We start from the raw sequence: 14,696 nt of genomic DNA, 5'->3' as shown, positions 1-14,696 counted from the left end.
TTTCCTGCGAAATTCTTAATTGAGCTCTATACTAAGCATCTTGATTCGCTTCTTTGTTTCCTCTATATTTGCCAACCTTAACTCTGGAGGCTCGAATCACCTTGTCGGCCATTCTGTAGCCTTTCTGAAGTTCCAATATAACAATCCCATCTTTTTCAGGATCTTCCACATCCTCTATTCCTACGGCCTCGTGGCAAGCCGGAGAAAAAACTTCTCCCTCTGTAGGGATCTCAGAAACCCCAACACTCTCAAGCACCGATAGGAATTGGCGGCGAACCATAGCAACTCCCGTTCGAATATCCTGTTCCTCAGTTTTCTCTGACTGGCTCAAAGCCCTGTCAAGGTTGTCGAGGACTGGCAAAAGCAGCAAAACAATCCGCTCTCCAGCCAAACGGATGTACCGTTCCTTTTCTCTATCCACTCTATTTTTGAAGTTATGGAAATCGGCTCTGGCTGAGGCGGCAGCAGTTCTCAATGCTTCATTCTCACTTTTAAGCTCTTCTATAACTTTTTCCATTTCTTCTTTTTCCCTTGTTACAATTTCAAGGATCTTTTCTTGAGGAAGCTCTGCAGTCTCTACCTTTTCTACTGCCTCTTCCATAGGAAAATCCTGAGCCTGAAAATCCTTATCTCCAGGGGTCATAGAACAAACCTCCTTATTTTATGAATTCGTATCATCTTCTTCAATATCTGCCATCATCGCTTCAAGAACAGCAATGGTTTTTTCATAATCCATTCTCATGGGGCCAATAATGCCCAAAACAGTTTTGCGCCCTCTCTTGCGGGACGGAACCATAAGAACAGAACAATTTTGCATGCCGACTTCCGGGTTTTCGTCCCCAATAGTCACGCAGACTTCTCCGCCAACTGAGCATCGCCCCACCATTTCAACGAGGGACGACTCTTCCTCGAGAAGGGATATCACTGCCTGAAGTTTGCTGACATCCTGAAAATCCGGCAAGCTTAAAATATGCTGAGCGCCGCCAGTAAAGAGCTTGTAATTATATTTCTGTAATAAGGCGTCCATCTGAAGGATTGCGGCACGACATGCGCTGGAAAGCTTTTCAAGCCCCTCGAGTACGTAAGAGTACAACACTTCGCGGACTTCTGACCACGGATGTCCCACAGCTACCATGTTAATCCGCCTAGCCAGCTCATCCAGAGAATCCTGTGAGAGTTCGCAAGGCAACGTTACCGTATTATGATGGACAAGCCCGCCTTCAAGAACAAGTATGACCAAAACAGTGTTTCCACCAAGGCACAAAAAATCAACCCTCTGTATCTCCACTTCGTGAAGAGAAGAAATAGCAGCCACTCCCACATAATTTGTAACACGACCGAGAAGTTGAGAGGCATATGAAAGAAGGGATTCTATCCCCTGCTTCTGATCGCTTATGCCATTCCGCCAGTGTTCAAATCCTATTGGGGGAACTCTTCTTCTATGTAAAATGGAATCAACGTAAAGGCGATAGGCCCTGGATGTAGGAAGACGCCCTGCAGAAGTATGAGGCTGATAGAAGTACCCCATCTGCTCAAGATCGTACATTTCATTACGAACAGTAGCGGCACTGCACCCTCTCAGATATTTACGGGCAATAGTTCTGGAGCCAGCTGGCTCTCCTGTCTGGATATACTCATATACGACGGCTAGAACAGTCTCGAGTTGCCGCTCGGTAAGCATGAACCTCCCCTCCTTTTGAGGGTGTATTAGCACTCTGTGCTAATGAGTGCTAGCCTCACTATTTACAAAAGGTAGATTATCAACCCTTAGAAGTATTGTCAAGACTGGTCAACCTTTTTGTTCTTCCTTCAATTTTCTGTTATAAAGGTTGACATAGATAACAACAAGGAGGCTTTATGATGGCTACCAAATATAAACATACGACAATTTTTTTAGCCCGACACGGAGAATGCCAAGGGAACAGAGAGGAACGATTCAGAGGTCAGATCGACTACCCACTGAATGAACGGGGGCTGGAACAGGCAAGAGATCTTGGGAAAGCCATCATCCCCTTCTCACCTTCGGCTATATATTCGAGTCCGCTATTGAGGGCACGGCAGACAGCCTCTGAAATAGCTGACGCATGCAGTAAGAATGAAGTTATGATCCATGAAGGGCTCAACAATATATATTTTAGCAGCTGGGAAGGACGTCTCAAGTCAGAGATTGCCTTTGAATACCCCCATGAATGGAATATATGGTTGACCAGCCCTGAAAGGCTTGCCCTGCCTGGGGCCGAAACACTCGCTGAGATACAGCAGCGATCTTTTGCTGCTCTGAAGGAACTTGTGGTAAAACATGAAGGAACGACCTTTGTCCTCGTTTCCCACCGCACTGTTCTTAAACCCCTTATCGCCGCTTGTCTGGGAATACCTGTACCCTATTTCTGGAAAATACACATGGACACTGCTTCATACAGCGTCCTTATCTACGACCCTAAACGAGGATACGGCCTTTTCTGTTTAAATCAGACATCCCATTTAAAGAAGGTCGTCACCGAGTGGGTTTAACCTTTTTCTTGACCTCCTCATCAAGAGGACTTATTATCTTTGTGCTTCACCTTCTTTAAAAATATTCTGAGAAAGGGATCTGTGCATTGGCTACATACGAATTAAAGATACTTAATAGCAACGATCTTTTATCATTAATAGCAAAAATCGGGGCTGACCCCCGATCCGCAGCATACTTTTTGCCTAAAAGGGAAGTCCTTTCCTTTTGGATCCCCCAGGTCGATTTTCGCGCAGCCGCCTATTTAAAGCAGGAAATGCTCGCCCGAGGGGGCGATGCTATAGTACACCGCAACGTTATTGATGGAAGAACAGAGAGAAGCGACGTTCTGCTAATTGGAACAGAAGGCCAGTATAAGGCTATCTTCCCCAAGCTGGAAGCCATGTCATGCTGGGGACTCGATACACTGCGTAAAGCCCTTTATGCCGCCTTTCGAAAAAGCCATATTGCCGCGTGGAACATTCCCCTGCCAGGCGGCCGCACCCTTGGTCTCGGCAAAGGGAAAACGAAGATCATGGGCATCATTAACATAACCCCGGATTCCTTTTACTCAGACAGCCGGCTTTTCACTGCTGACATAGAAGAGATTCTTATAAGGGCTCAAAAAATGATCGATGCAGGCGCTCATATCCTCGATATAGGGGCAGAGTCTACCCGACCTGGATCCGAACCAATTTCAGAAACAGAAGAAAAAGGCCGTCTGCTCCCAGTACTTCGAGCTCTTAGAAAAAAATTTCCTGAACAGGTGATCTCTGTAGACACATATAAAGGGAATATCGCAAGAGTCGCAGCAGAGAATGGAGCAGATATCATTAATGACATATCAGGGTTTACCCTTGACAGCGGCATGCTTCAGGCAGTTGCCGAAACAGGGCTTTCATACGTGCTGTCCCATATCCAGGGTACTCCCCAAACCATGCAGTCAAATCCTTTTTACAACGATGTCGTTGAAGAATCCATTGATTATTTTGAAAAGAAACTCCAAGAACTGGAAAATGTGGGGATTTCGGCAGATCGCGTTATAATTGACCCTGGGATCGGATTTGGAAAACGTTTACAGGACAATCTCCGTATCCTTAAGTCTATCCAATCCTTTCGAAGTCTTGGGCGCCCACTTCTTATAGGTCATTCAAGGAAAGGATTTATCAAGAACATCCTTAATAAAGAAAACCCTGAGTCACGCCTTTATGGGACCATGGCAGTTTCTGCCTATTGTGCTGGAGAAGGGGTTGAACTTGTGCGGGTTCATGACGTAGAGGCAACCCATGACGTTTTAGAAATGATCGATGCCATAAGGGAGGCAGAATTGTGATGCGCCTAGCGCTAGGTATTGGAAGCAACGTCGGCGACCGAATGAATAACTTGAGGAAAGCAGTACAGCTTCTCAAGGAAAAGGGCGTTGTCATCATTGCTAAAAGTGATATTTTTGAAACGGCGCCTATGGGAGTGACTGATCAACCCCGTTTTTTAAACGCCTGTATAGTTATTGATACAAAATTTGATCTTGAAGAGTTACTCTCCGTTGTAAAGTCCATAGAACAGGAAATGGGACGTGTCCACAGACTGCGATGGGGACCCCGGGAAATAGATATCGATCTTTTACTTCTGGAAAACGGCGAAGTGCTGGATAGCTCAACGCTCAAGGTTCCCCACCCGGAAATGCATAAAAGAGCTTTTGTTCTTATGCCCCTTGCACAAATAGCTCCGGATTGGATACATCCCCTGTTGAAGGTTTCTGTAAAAAAACTGGCAGAAGATATTCACTTGCAAGATGAAACATTGCTAAAAATATCCAGTCTGTAGCAGGAGGTGTTTGGCGTTTATGCAATGTAAGAAGATTTGTAGAATTGCCATCATAGCAGCAGCTAGCCTTCTTCTTTCTCTCTCTGCTCTGGCAGCGGCAAATCCGCTCCAGGTATACTCAGTGCCAGGACATCCCCTTGCGCTGACAGTTCAGAATAGAAAAGGGATCATAGAAGAGGCCTGGCTTAGATCTCCTGCTGGCCTCCATCCCCTCAAGATCCTTCAGGGCAAGCGGATCACAAACAGCACATGGTGCCTGCCTATAGCGGACAATGACCTATGCGCAGATCTCATCTGGAAACTTTCTTTTACAGATCCTGATACGACAAAAGGCTATTTCCTCTGGATCACTGCCCTTACGGAAACTCCAAGGGCATGGCTTGCCGTCACGCCGGCAGGACGGTCTCGCTGGGACTCATTGCCTCTTCATTTAACCATACCAGACGATGTCTTTCTTTACATGTCTCCTACTCTTCCTGCCTATGCTGAACTGGGAGACCTGGAACAAAACAAATTACCCCTTCTGACTTTTGTATACACTGTTGGGCTCACACTAGACGGGCCTAATTTTGTCCTCGTCCCAGAAGTTTATCGCCAGCTTCTGCCCATTGCTGATCTCGTTCGCAAAGCTGAAATAAATAGCACCATTCGATCAGGCTATGACAGGCTTTATGATGATTTTGAGAAAATGGGGAAGGGGCAATCACCTTCCAGAGAAGCGATCATTAATTTTAATTGGAAAAAGGTCCTCAGCATAAATTGGCAAAACTGACCCCCGGCTGCGCCGGGGGATTCACTGCACTTATACGTATTTAAGTAACGCTAATTTGTGGCGTCAATCCCTTTTGACCGGCTGTCCTTCATACAGACTGTTCTCCCCATAGCGTCTTTCAGACATCTCTGTATCTCCATATCAAGGTTAGGGATCTCAGTCTGGGTATAGTCTTTAAGCAGAAAAATTATTTCCCGGAGATTAGGAACTTCCCCTAATTCGTAGCCCTTGGCAAAGATCACTTCGTGCTTCTCATTAAGAATGATATTTGCCCTCGCTGAAAACCCCTCTTTCTCTACAAACACCCCATATTGCCTGGCAACATCTCCATGGGGCCAGAAATCAGAAAGAAATTGAAGTTTTTTTATGCCAAGGGCATCACTCCAGGCTTTTTTCGCCGCAAAGGAATCTACACTCAGGGCAAAGGGCAGGGTGTTAAGCCTTTCAAAGAGCTTTATATGAGCATCTATTGAGTTAACCTGGGCTTGACAGACCGCTGTCCAGGCTAAAGGATGAAATGAAAGCAGTATATTTCTTCCTTTTAGCGAAGAAAGGGTTACATATGTTCCAAATTGATCTTTCAGACAAAAATCGGGACCTTCATACCCCATCTGGATCAGATCTAGCATATGAACTTCCCCCCCTTTAAAAAGTACACCTATTATGCCATAGATGTAATACAACCTTCAATAGTCTTAATTTTTGCCATTCTCTTAAACAAAGGAGCTTTATCACCTTTATAAGCGTCCATATTCTCTTCAAAGGCAGCTCTGCCTTCCTGTCGATATAAAACTCCAAGGGGAAAACTATCACTTTTAAGGGCCAGAGCCAGGGCTGCTTTCTGATCGGCAGAATTATGGCTGTCGCCAATATAATAGGTATTCTCTTTAAACCAATTATACGTATTCACCTTGTTAAAGGATACGCACGGTTGAAAAATATCAAGCAAAGCATATCCTTTATGTTGAACAGCCTGTTCTATAAGAAACGCCGTTTCTTCTACATCACCGGCAAAGGCCCGGGCCACAAAGGTGGCACCAAGAACAATGGCCACAGCTAAGGGATTAAAGGGCACAGACGTTACACCATGTACCTGAACAGGCGTTTTAAAACCGAGAAAACTTGTTGGGGACGCCTGACCTTTTGTCAAGCCATAAACCATGTTGTCATAAACAATGTTTGTAATGTCAGGGTTTCTTCGAATAGTATGGATAAAGTGATTTCCTCCTTCTCCATACATATCGCCATCACCGCCAATAGCGACTACATTCAATAAAGGGTTTGCCGCTTTAATTCCTGTAGCGTTTGAGAGTGCCCTGCCGTGAAGTCCATTGAAAAAATGACATTTCATAAAATGAGGAGTCTTTGCCGCTTGTCCAATTCCAGTAACGATAACCACATCCGCAGGTTTCCATCCCAACCTTGTAAAAGCTATCTTTAAGGCATCAAGTATGAGGAAATCTCCACATCCGGGACACCATGACATATCAGCAGACGGAAGATCAAAGATTGTCGAGTTCACGACAACACCTCCCCTATAAAACATGAGTCCAGATCTCTCGCTATCTGTTCTACTGAAAATTGCAAACCAGAGTAATGTCCAAGCACATAGTCTGGCTCCCTGCCAATTTCACTCTTTAAAAGGCGGGCAAATTGCCCTCTATTATTTCCCTCTACAACAACGATCCTTTGAGCTTGTTCAAGTCTCTCTCCTAGATTTTCCGGAAGGGGGTAAAGTTGCTGAAAATGCATGAGAGCCACATCCGAACGCCCAATATAATCAAGAGCCTCTTCAAGAATATGAAAAGTTGAACCCCACCCTATAATAAGAGTTCTATAGTCCGATGGCCCCACAAATAATGGTTCTTCCGCTTCAACCTTCATCTTTTCCAGTTTTCTGAAACGCTTTCGCACCATACGTTCACGAAGATCAAAGTCTTCATACACATGTCCGATCTCATCATGTTCGTGACTATCTGCACCTACAATGCCTTTGCCATAGCCAGGAATGCCTCTTGGAGAAATGCCGTTACTTGTAATTTCATAACGCCGATAATCTTCTTCCGTTTCAATGATCGCAGAGGGGATTACAGCAGCTTTCACATCAGGAATGGGGATATCGTAATAAGAATTGAGAAAATATTGATCTGTCATAAGTATCACAGGAATTTGATATGTTTCAGCCAGATAAAAAGCTTTTGCTCCCAACCTGAAAGCTTCTTCCAGAGTGGCTGGTGCCAGTACAGCCCTTGGAAACTCTCCATGGCCCCCGTATAATGCCACATCCAGATCTCCCTGTTCCGTTCGAGTAGCCATCCCAGTAGCCGGGCCAGGACGTTGCGCAAGATGTATAACCACAGGTGTCTCCATCACTCCCGCCAGGCTAATTCCTTCACACATGAGGTCAAAACCGCCTCCTGAAGTGGAAACCATTGCCCTCGCTCCTGCATAGGAAGCCCCTAAAGCCATGTTGATCGCTGCTAATTCGTCCTCAGCCTGTTCTACAACAATCCCCATTTCCTCTGCCTTTTGTGCCATGTAGGTTAAAACTCCCGTGGCTGGGGACATGGGGTAGGCTGTTATAAAAGAACATCCTCCGGCAAGAGCCCCCAGAGAAATGGCATCGGTGCCATTCATCACCACTCTATGAGCTGAACGCATAACTGCTTCTGGTGGAAGGAGTATGGAATCTCCCTTTACAAGGGCACGCCCCACTTCATATCCTCTCTCTAAAGCAATTTTGTTCTTTTCCGCGATATCTTCTTTTTTTCCGGCAAATCTCTCGTCGCAAAAACCTTTTGCCCATTCCAGACCTCCCTCTATAAGGCCTATAATCACCCCGGCAGCAACAAAGTTTGCAAAAATCCTGCCTCCAATGTCTTTGGCAATCTGGACAATGTCTACATCAAACAAAGAGCCTCCCAGGCTCTCTCCTTCCTCGCCCATTTCTTTACTGTCACATATAATTACCGTCTCTTCTGAGATGCGTCTCAGAATATTATCGCGAATACCAGGGCTTAAGGGCACTAGAATGTCGATACGGTCAACAAAGGCCCGTATTGGCCACGAAGATATTCTGATTTCTGTAGAATTGTTTCCCCCCCTGACTCGCGACATATATTCCCTGCTGGCAAAGACACTATACCCCGCTTGCCGAAAAGCTCCTATCAACAACTCCTCCACTGTCTGAACACCTTGTCCAGCAGCTCCGCACAGTACGATGGAAATATCTTTTGCAGCTTTGCGCAAAGGGATTCTGCTCATGTGACGCCTCCTCTCTCTTTTATGGCATACTGTTATAGTACAAGTTTACACTATTCAGGCTAAAGCACTTTATGAAAAAAGAAAATCTACTATAATAGAGAAGCCATCATAGAATATCTAAACGGAGGTGTTTGTGTGTGGCCAAGTTTAAGTGCCTTGAATGCAAAAAAGAATTCGAATTGGAAACGACAGAAGCCGTTATGAAGTGTGTCTATTGCGGAAGTCGTTATCTTTCGAAACTAGAAGGAGAGCCTTTAAAACGGGGCAAATCCTGGAACAGTAAATCATTCAGCGTTGGCGGCCCTAACAATTAACATATGAAAGGGGTCGGAACTTTAGAGAAAGTTCCGACCCCTTTCTATTTACGCTTTAGATTCATCCTTTACTTTTAAAGCACGGAAGGATTCCCGAACCATAAGGATAGCCAAGACTAGCAGGATAATAGAAATGGATACCAGCAAATAGTTCGGAACTCCAGTCAGTTTTTCTTTGATCATGAAGAGTAAGGCGGCAACTGTAGTCGCCAACATAAACCACATGGGAATCATAAGGAAAGAGTTATCCTTCTTCAATCCCTTAACCACCCAGACTCCCACTGCCAAAAGAGCCAGAGCAGCAACTAGCTGGTTTGCCGCTCCAAACATAGGCCAAATAGCAGCCCAGGCCGGAATTGCTTTTCCATCCGGACCAACGGTTTTGACCAGCAGCAAAGCCATAGCGGCAGCTATGGCGACAATGGTTGCCGTATATTTATCGACTTTCATATTCGCAAGCTCTTGAATCTGATACCGGGTCAGACGGGTTGCCGTGTCAAGAGATGTCAGCAAGAAAGAGTTAATGGCCAATCCTCCAAGAGATGCTCCTATTTTTGGATCAATGCCAAGAAGCCCTGCAAATTGACCAAAGCCTTTAGCATAGGTGACAACGGGCCCTCCTTCTAATATTTGACCGCTAATCATAATTGTTCCGATAGCGATAACAGCCACAACACCCTCAAGAAGCATCGATCCAAACCCGACCAGAGTGCTGTCTGTTTCACGCCGAAGCTGTTTTGAAGTCGTACCGCTTCCTACAAGGGAGTGAAAGCCGGAAATGGCACCGCATGCCACTATGACAAAAAGCATGGGCCACATATATTGATCGCCTGCAACAAATCCCTTGAAAGCGGGGAGCTTGACTTCGAAATTTCTGCCAAAAACCATTCCGATGGCACCAACAATAACTGCGAAATAAAGGAAGAATGAGGCAAGATAGTCTCGTGGCTGCAACAGAAGCCATACAGGCAATACAGATGCGAGAAGGATATAAACAGCCAATACCCACCGCCATGTGGGCATAGAGTATGCGAAAGCCCCTGCAACCCACGTGGCATAGTTTCCATACCAGCAGGCTCCTATGACAATGGGTACCATGACCAGCGTCATAAGCCAGAGGGGAGTGTTATATTTATAGACAAGAACACCAAAGATAACAGCCATAAAGATGTAAAGAACACTCGAAAAGGCAACAGCAGTGTCAGCAGCAAAGGTATTGGCAGAGAGCTGCAAAAAGACTGCGACAACCAGAATAAGGGTTAAAATAGTAAAAACTAGGAAGAAGAACTTTCCGCGCTTGCCCACCCAATGGTCAACAACCTCACCTACTGACTTGCCGTTATGGCGCATAGAAGAAACAAGAGCACCCATGTCATGGGGACCACCGAGAAAAGCAGAACCAAGAAGGCACCACAAATACGCAGGGAGCCACCCAAACATACTGGCTGCTGTTATGGGACCAACAATTGGCCCCGCCCCCGCTATGGATGCAAAGTGGTGTCCCAGCAATACTGCCGGGTGGGCAGGACAGTAGTCGATGCCATCATACATAGTTTCAGCTGGGGTAGGATTATCGTCATTAAGGTCATAAATTCGGGCCATATACCGACCATGGATACGATATATGACTGCAAAAAACACTAGTGAAAAAATAAATAGCATCGCCAACATTTTTCTTCACCTCCCAAAAGATTTGAAAATTAAAAACTAGCCGCACAAATCCCTGTTTCTGTGGGCGCCATCACCCCCAAGTTTGAGAATTAACCATGTCCTTCGCTTTATTGACTAAAGGAGCAAGGTCTTTAATTTTGGGATCCCAGACTGCACCGGGCACATAAGAATACACTTCAAGAAAACCTCTGAAACCCCAAAAAAATGTTTTGACTTTCTTTTTAAAGGTCGGGATCTGTTCGATGAAAAGAAATCTTTGGGTCATTACATCAGACAAGGGTTTCCACGTAGAAAAGATATCTGCTGCATCACGTACTCCCTGATGGGTCCAGACTACATAGTCGTATGCGTAGTATCGGCCGACTTCTCCTAAAAAGGAATCTTTTACAAAGGTTATCTTTCGGGATACACCCTTCATCTGCTTATAAGACCAGGGTTCGAATCCCCAATAGGTCCATAAATCCATGCTTTTATCTAAAAAAGACATGTCAACCATCTACGATCACCCCTGTGCGAATATTATACAACATACAAATAATTTTTTTCGCTGTGGGTTGAAATAATGAAGCAAGACAGCTATAATACGCTCTGTCGTGGGTGACTAGCTCAGTGGAAGAGCGCTTCCTTCACACGGAAGAGGTCACAGGTTCGAACCCTGTGTCGCCCACCATTTCTTTTTTAAATGTACTAATTTATTATAACTCCATTTCGATAGAAATATTTATCTTTTTTAGTTTTTTATAAAAATAGCGTACATATAAAATGCGGACACCCTTATCATATGGGTGTCCGCATTTTATTCAGCCCTTTTTATTAAAGACCTCTGAGTATAGTTTGGCTTCGCCCTGGCCCAACGCCTATGAGCTGTACTGGAACCCCTGTTCCTTTTTCTATATACTCTACATATCGTCGAGCCGCTTCGGGCAGCTTTTCGAAGTCTCTGCATCCAGAGATATCCTCTTTCCAGCCATCCAAAGTGGTGTAAACTGGCGAAGCTTTTGCTAGCAGGGAAGTATTCGTCAGATAGTTTTCATGCTTCTCCCCATTCACCTCATAATGAGTACATATCTTGATTTTTTCAAAACCTGTCAAAACATCAAGTTTCGTGAGAGCTATGGAACTCATGCCATTTACACGCACTGCGTATTTAAGAGCTACCATATCAAGCCATCCGCAACGGCGTGGACGACCTGTGGTCGCACCATATTCTCCGCCCCTATCCCGTAAAGTCTGGCCATGGTCCCCAAGGTCCTCTGTAGGGAAAGGCCCTTCCCCCACCCTTGTACAATAGGCTTTAACGACACCGATAACCCTGTCAACATCTGACGGACCTACTCCTAATCCTACACAGCCTCCAGCAGCAATGGGGGAAGAACTTGTTACGAAGGGATATGTTCCGTGATCAACGTCAAGGAGGGTTCCCTGGGCTCCTTCGAATAAAATCCCTTTACCATCAAGCATCGCTTCCCTCAATGCCAAGGATACATCAGCAACATAGGGTTCCATGGCTTTGCCCCAGGCTCGGGCCTGGGCATATATGTCATCAAAGGCTACTGGCTCCGCATTATAGACTTTCGTCAGCAAAAGATTTTTCAGCTCAAGGTTAAAGGAAAGTTTTTCCCGCAATATATCGGGATCAAAAAGATCTTCAATGCGAATTCCGCAACGATTGAATTTATCAACATAACAAGGTCCAATGCCCCGTCCCGTTGTCCCTATCTTTTTATCCTTGCTCCTGAACTGCTCGTCAGCTTTATCAAGTATTTTGTGGTAAGGCATTACTACATGAGCCGACCCGCTTATCATCAGACGAGCCCTGTCTTTTCCCTGTTCCTGAAGGGTGTGGAGCTCCTTAAGGAGCTGTTCCGGGTCCACCACTACTCCATTTCCCACTACACATAATTTACAAGGATAAAGCATCCCTGACGGCAAAAGGTGGAATACGTATTTTTCATCTTCGACAATCACCGTGTGCCCGGCGTTGGCCCCCCCCTGGTAACGGGCGAAAACCTCCACCCGATTCCCCAGAGCGTCAACTACACGCCCTTTACCCTCATCACCCCACTGGGCTCCTATAATAATCTCTACTCGTCCTTTCACTTTCAAGGCCTCCTCATCGTGCCCTTTTCTTCTTCGAGAAGTTCAGGCACCGTTACAAATTTTACGACGTTTATATTAGAATCGCAAAGTTCCTGTAAAAAAGGGATTGAATCAGGTCTGTTATGGCATATTGCCAAAACCCATCCTCTTCTCTTTGCGATAGTAATCGCCCTCTGAAATTGTTTTCTCATAAATTCAATATCTTTTTCATGGTCAAGAAACACTGAATTATACACTGCTGGAATCCCATAACAAAGGGCCATATCATAGGCAACAGAACGCGAAGAGGTGCGACTGTCAACAAAAACCTTTTCTAATGGCCTAAGGGTTTCCATCAAGGCTTCCATTGTTTTCTTATCACTTGTGGCTTTCGAGCCTCTGTGATTGTTCATCCCCACTGCACCTGGCAAAAGGGCAAAAACGTCCCGCACCTCTTTAGAGAGCGCCGGAGCCGACATACCAACTCCTATAAGTGAGGCTCCCTGGGACTTGTCTGCCAATGCTTCCATAGGCATGTGCACTAAATAAGGAATATTTTTTGACGCGGCAAGCTGGGCTGTTTCATGAGTGAATCGTTGATAGGGAATAATGGCCCACGTAACAGGGAGATCTATGGCCGCAATTTTTTCTGCCAGCGAATAGGAAAAACCAAAGTCATCAATTACGATAGCAATTACAGGAAGCGGCTCCCCCTCATCTCTATTCTCACCTTCTGCCTCTGCCTTGATTTCTGTATTAATCTCTTTTTCGCGGTCAAAGTTAGAGTGTGTAACAATATCACCACTAGAGGCAGAACCAAATGCAGGCTCAGATTGTGATTCCATCACGCTCTTCTTGTCTTTCCATAGATCAGCAGACAGAGGCTCAGTCTTCTTTTCTGATGATATAGGGATCGGCACTTGCCGCACATCATGCTTTTCCTCTTGTTTAGTCGATGTTAAAAGAAAAAGAGTTAAAAATAAAACAAAAACGCTAGACAGGATAAAGAGGAGGTCATAGGACCTCCCCCTTTTTTTCCATCTTTTTTTCACCATAAATTTTTCCTCTGATTACTTCTTCAAAAAAGGAGACGTTCCTTTTTCAAGCTTCACGAGCTCTTCTATAGCACGTTTCAACTGCACATCCTTTTTGCGATCCGGGTTGTATTCCCCCTCCACAGTAATCTGAGGGGTCAAGCCGATGTTATCTATCACCTTATTTGAAGGAGTGTGATACCGAGCTATGGTAACATAAAGCCCCGAACCGTCTGAGAGGTTGAAGAGGGTTTGTACAGACCCTTTCCCAAAGCTCTTCTTTCCAACGACCACCCCTCTCTCATGGTCCATAAGGGCTCCTGCCACTATTTCGGATGCGCTCGCACTGCCTTCATTGATCAACACTACCAGAGGGAGCTCTGTCAATACCCCCGGCCTGGCATACAGCTTATCGTTCGCCCGTTCTACACGGCCTTCCATTCCCACCACCAGGCTCCCATCGAGGAAAAGATCGCTTACATCCACAGCAGCGCTTAGAAGGCCGCCACCATTGTTACGAAGGTCAAGGATCAGCCCCTTAGCGCCCTTTTCCTCAAGCTCAACAATGGCGGATCGCACTTCATCCCCTGTTTTCTGCTTAAACTGAGAAAGCCTTATATATCCTGTGTCTTTTTCAAGCATTTCCGAGCGGACGGAAACAAGCTTAATGTTTTCTCTCATCAAATCAAAACGAAGCAATTTCTCTTCGCCCTCGCGACGCACCCAGATAATCACAGAGGTACCTGCCGCGCCACGAAGACGTTTTACCACTTGCTGGGATTCCCAGCCAATAATAACATCTTCGCCTATCTTTACTATTTCGTCTCCCGGCTTCAACCCGGCCCTGTCAGCAGGCGTATCTTCTATGGGGCTAATGACCAAAGTCTTTCCATCCCTATGGCCAAGATAAATACCGAGTCCCCCGTATTCACCCTCCATTTCAATCTCTTCTTCCTTCAGTTCTTCGGGGCTTACAAATCGGGTATAAGGGTCGCCGTAGGCCTGAACAAGGCCCTTCATTGCACCGTAGACAAGATCCCTTTCTTCTTTTTTCTTTTCTTCGCTATCTATCTGGTAAGTTTCTATAATAGCCCGGGCCTGCTTTATAAGCCAGAGGTTTTCAAGTTTGAAAGGCACGAAACGGGCCAGATCCTCCAAGTCTGAAGCATGGGCTCCCAAAAGAACTCCTGTAAGAACTACCCCTAAAATCAGTCCGAAGGCAACGCCTCTTAATCGTTTGAACATGCTAT

General features: G+C 45.5%; 15 protein-coding genes and 1 tRNA gene. 6 read left to right on the top strand and 10 right to left on the bottom strand.

The annotated features are described in order from the left end of the window. Positions 1 to 31: 31 nt before the first annotated feature. Both B2U56_RS04995 and hrcA read right to left on the bottom strand, forming a co-directional pair. Complete coding sequence (locus B2U56_RS04995) at positions 32 to 643, bottom strand: nucleotide exchange factor GrpE (RefSeq protein WP_213700032.1); 612 nt, start codon at positions 641 to 643, stop codon at positions 32 to 34. An 18-nt stretch (positions 644 to 661) separates the two neighbouring features. Next, entirely contained in the window at positions 662 to 1,681 is a 1,020-nt protein-coding gene (gene hrcA, locus B2U56_RS04990; RefSeq protein WP_286952633.1) for a heat-inducible transcriptional repressor HrcA, read from the bottom strand. A gap of 179 nt (positions 1,682 to 1,860) precedes the next feature. Between hrcA and B2U56_RS04985 the strand changes: the two genes are divergently transcribed. From B2U56_RS04985 to B2U56_RS04970, 4 genes are all read left to right on the top strand, one after another. After that, positions 1,861 to 2,511, top strand: coding sequence for a histidine phosphatase family protein (locus B2U56_RS04985; RefSeq protein WP_286952632.1), 651 nt, complete (start codon positions 1,861 to 1,863; stop codon positions 2,509 to 2,511). An 86-nt stretch (positions 2,512 to 2,597) separates the two neighbouring features. Beyond that, positions 2,598 to 3,821: a dihydropteroate synthase gene (folP, locus tag B2U56_RS04980; protein ID WP_286952631.1), complete on the top strand. Its 1,224-nt coding sequence runs from the start codon at positions 2,598 to 2,600 to the stop codon at positions 3,819 to 3,821. After that, positions 3,821 to 4,312, top strand: coding sequence for a 2-amino-4-hydroxy-6-hydroxymethyldihydropteridine diphosphokinase (gene folK / locus B2U56_RS04975; RefSeq protein ID WP_213701003.1), 492 nt, complete (start codon positions 3,821 to 3,823; stop codon positions 4,310 to 4,312). Before folP ends, folK begins: the two co-directional genes overlap by 1 nt. Positions 4,313 to 4,331: 19 nt before the next feature. Next, the gene (locus B2U56_RS04970; protein WP_213701001.1) at positions 4,332 to 5,084 is read left to right on the top strand and encodes a hypothetical protein; all 753 of its coding nucleotides are present in this window, start codon (positions 4,332 to 4,334) and stop codon (positions 5,082 to 5,084) included. Positions 5,085 to 5,134: 50 nt separating this feature from the next. Here the strand turns inward: B2U56_RS04970 and B2U56_RS04965 are convergent, their stop codons facing one another. From B2U56_RS04965 to B2U56_RS04955, 3 genes are read right to left on the bottom strand one after another with little or no spacing between them, the layout of a single operon-like run. Further along, on the bottom strand, positions 5,135 to 5,713 hold the full coding sequence (locus tag B2U56_RS04965) for a redoxin domain-containing protein (RefSeq protein WP_286952630.1): 579 nt from the start codon (positions 5,711 to 5,713) through the stop codon (positions 5,135 to 5,137). 32 nt (positions 5,714 to 5,745) lie between these two features. Beyond that, positions 5,746 to 6,606, bottom strand: coding sequence for a thiamine pyrophosphate-dependent enzyme (locus tag B2U56_RS04960; RefSeq protein ID WP_213700999.1), 861 nt, complete (start codon positions 6,604 to 6,606; stop codon positions 5,746 to 5,748). Then, entirely contained in the window at positions 6,603 to 8,348 is a 1,746-nt protein-coding gene (locus B2U56_RS04955; RefSeq protein ID WP_286952629.1) for a 2-oxoacid:acceptor oxidoreductase subunit alpha, read from the bottom strand. The genes B2U56_RS04960 and B2U56_RS04955 overlap by 4 nt, the downstream gene beginning before the upstream one ends. A gap of 137 nt (positions 8,349 to 8,485) precedes the next feature. Between B2U56_RS04955 and B2U56_RS04950 the strand changes: the two genes are divergently transcribed. Continuing rightward, the gene (locus B2U56_RS04950; protein ID WP_213700990.1) at positions 8,486 to 8,662 is read left to right on the top strand and encodes a hydrogenase expression protein HypA/HybF; all 177 of its coding nucleotides are present in this window, start codon (positions 8,486 to 8,488) and stop codon (positions 8,660 to 8,662) included. Positions 8,663 to 8,710: 48 nt separating this feature from the next. Here B2U56_RS04950 and B2U56_RS04945 read toward each other — a convergent pair whose 3' ends face one another. Both B2U56_RS04945 and B2U56_RS04940 read right to left on the bottom strand, forming a co-directional pair. Next, positions 8,711 to 10,333, bottom strand: a complete 1,623-nt coding sequence (locus B2U56_RS04945) for a carbon starvation CstA family protein (RefSeq protein ID WP_286952628.1) — start codon at positions 10,331 to 10,333, stop codon at positions 8,711 to 8,713. A gap of 70 nt (positions 10,334 to 10,403) precedes the next feature. Further along, positions 10,404 to 10,829: a hypothetical protein gene (locus B2U56_RS04940; RefSeq protein ID WP_286952627.1), complete on the bottom strand. Its 426-nt coding sequence runs from the start codon at positions 10,827 to 10,829 to the stop codon at positions 10,404 to 10,406. A gap of 99 nt (positions 10,830 to 10,928) precedes the next feature. On the opposite strand from B2U56_RS04940, the gene B2U56_RS04935 reads away from it, so the two are divergent. Further along, positions 10,929 to 11,003 (top strand) — tRNA-Val (locus B2U56_RS04935). Positions 11,004 to 11,146: 143 nt separating this feature from the next. Here the strand turns inward: B2U56_RS04935 and B2U56_RS04930 are convergent. Genes B2U56_RS04930 through B2U56_RS04920 form a run of 3 tightly spaced genes read right to left on the bottom strand, consistent with a single transcriptional unit; the run spans position 11,147 to position 14,691 of the window. Further along, positions 11,147 to 12,433, bottom strand: coding sequence for an adenylosuccinate synthase (locus B2U56_RS04930; protein ID WP_286952626.1), 1,287 nt, complete (start codon positions 12,431 to 12,433; stop codon positions 11,147 to 11,149). A 2-nt stretch (positions 12,434 to 12,435) separates the two neighbouring features. Then, positions 12,436 to 13,467: a divergent polysaccharide deacetylase family protein gene (locus B2U56_RS04925; protein ID WP_286952625.1), complete on the bottom strand. Its 1,032-nt coding sequence runs from the start codon at positions 13,465 to 13,467 to the stop codon at positions 12,436 to 12,438. Between the two features lie 15 nt (positions 13,468 to 13,482). Then, entirely contained in the window at positions 13,483 to 14,691 is a 1,209-nt protein-coding gene (locus B2U56_RS04920; RefSeq protein WP_286952624.1) for a S41 family peptidase, read from the bottom strand. Positions 14,692 to 14,696: the final 5 nt, after the last annotated feature.

It is taken from the genome of Aminobacterium sp. UBA4987 (assembly GCF_002396985.1).
Lineage (GTDB): Bacteria > Synergistota > Synergistia > Synergistales > Aminobacteriaceae > Aminobacterium > Aminobacterium colombiense.
This window is presented reverse-complemented; position numbering and strand designations above follow the sequence as displayed.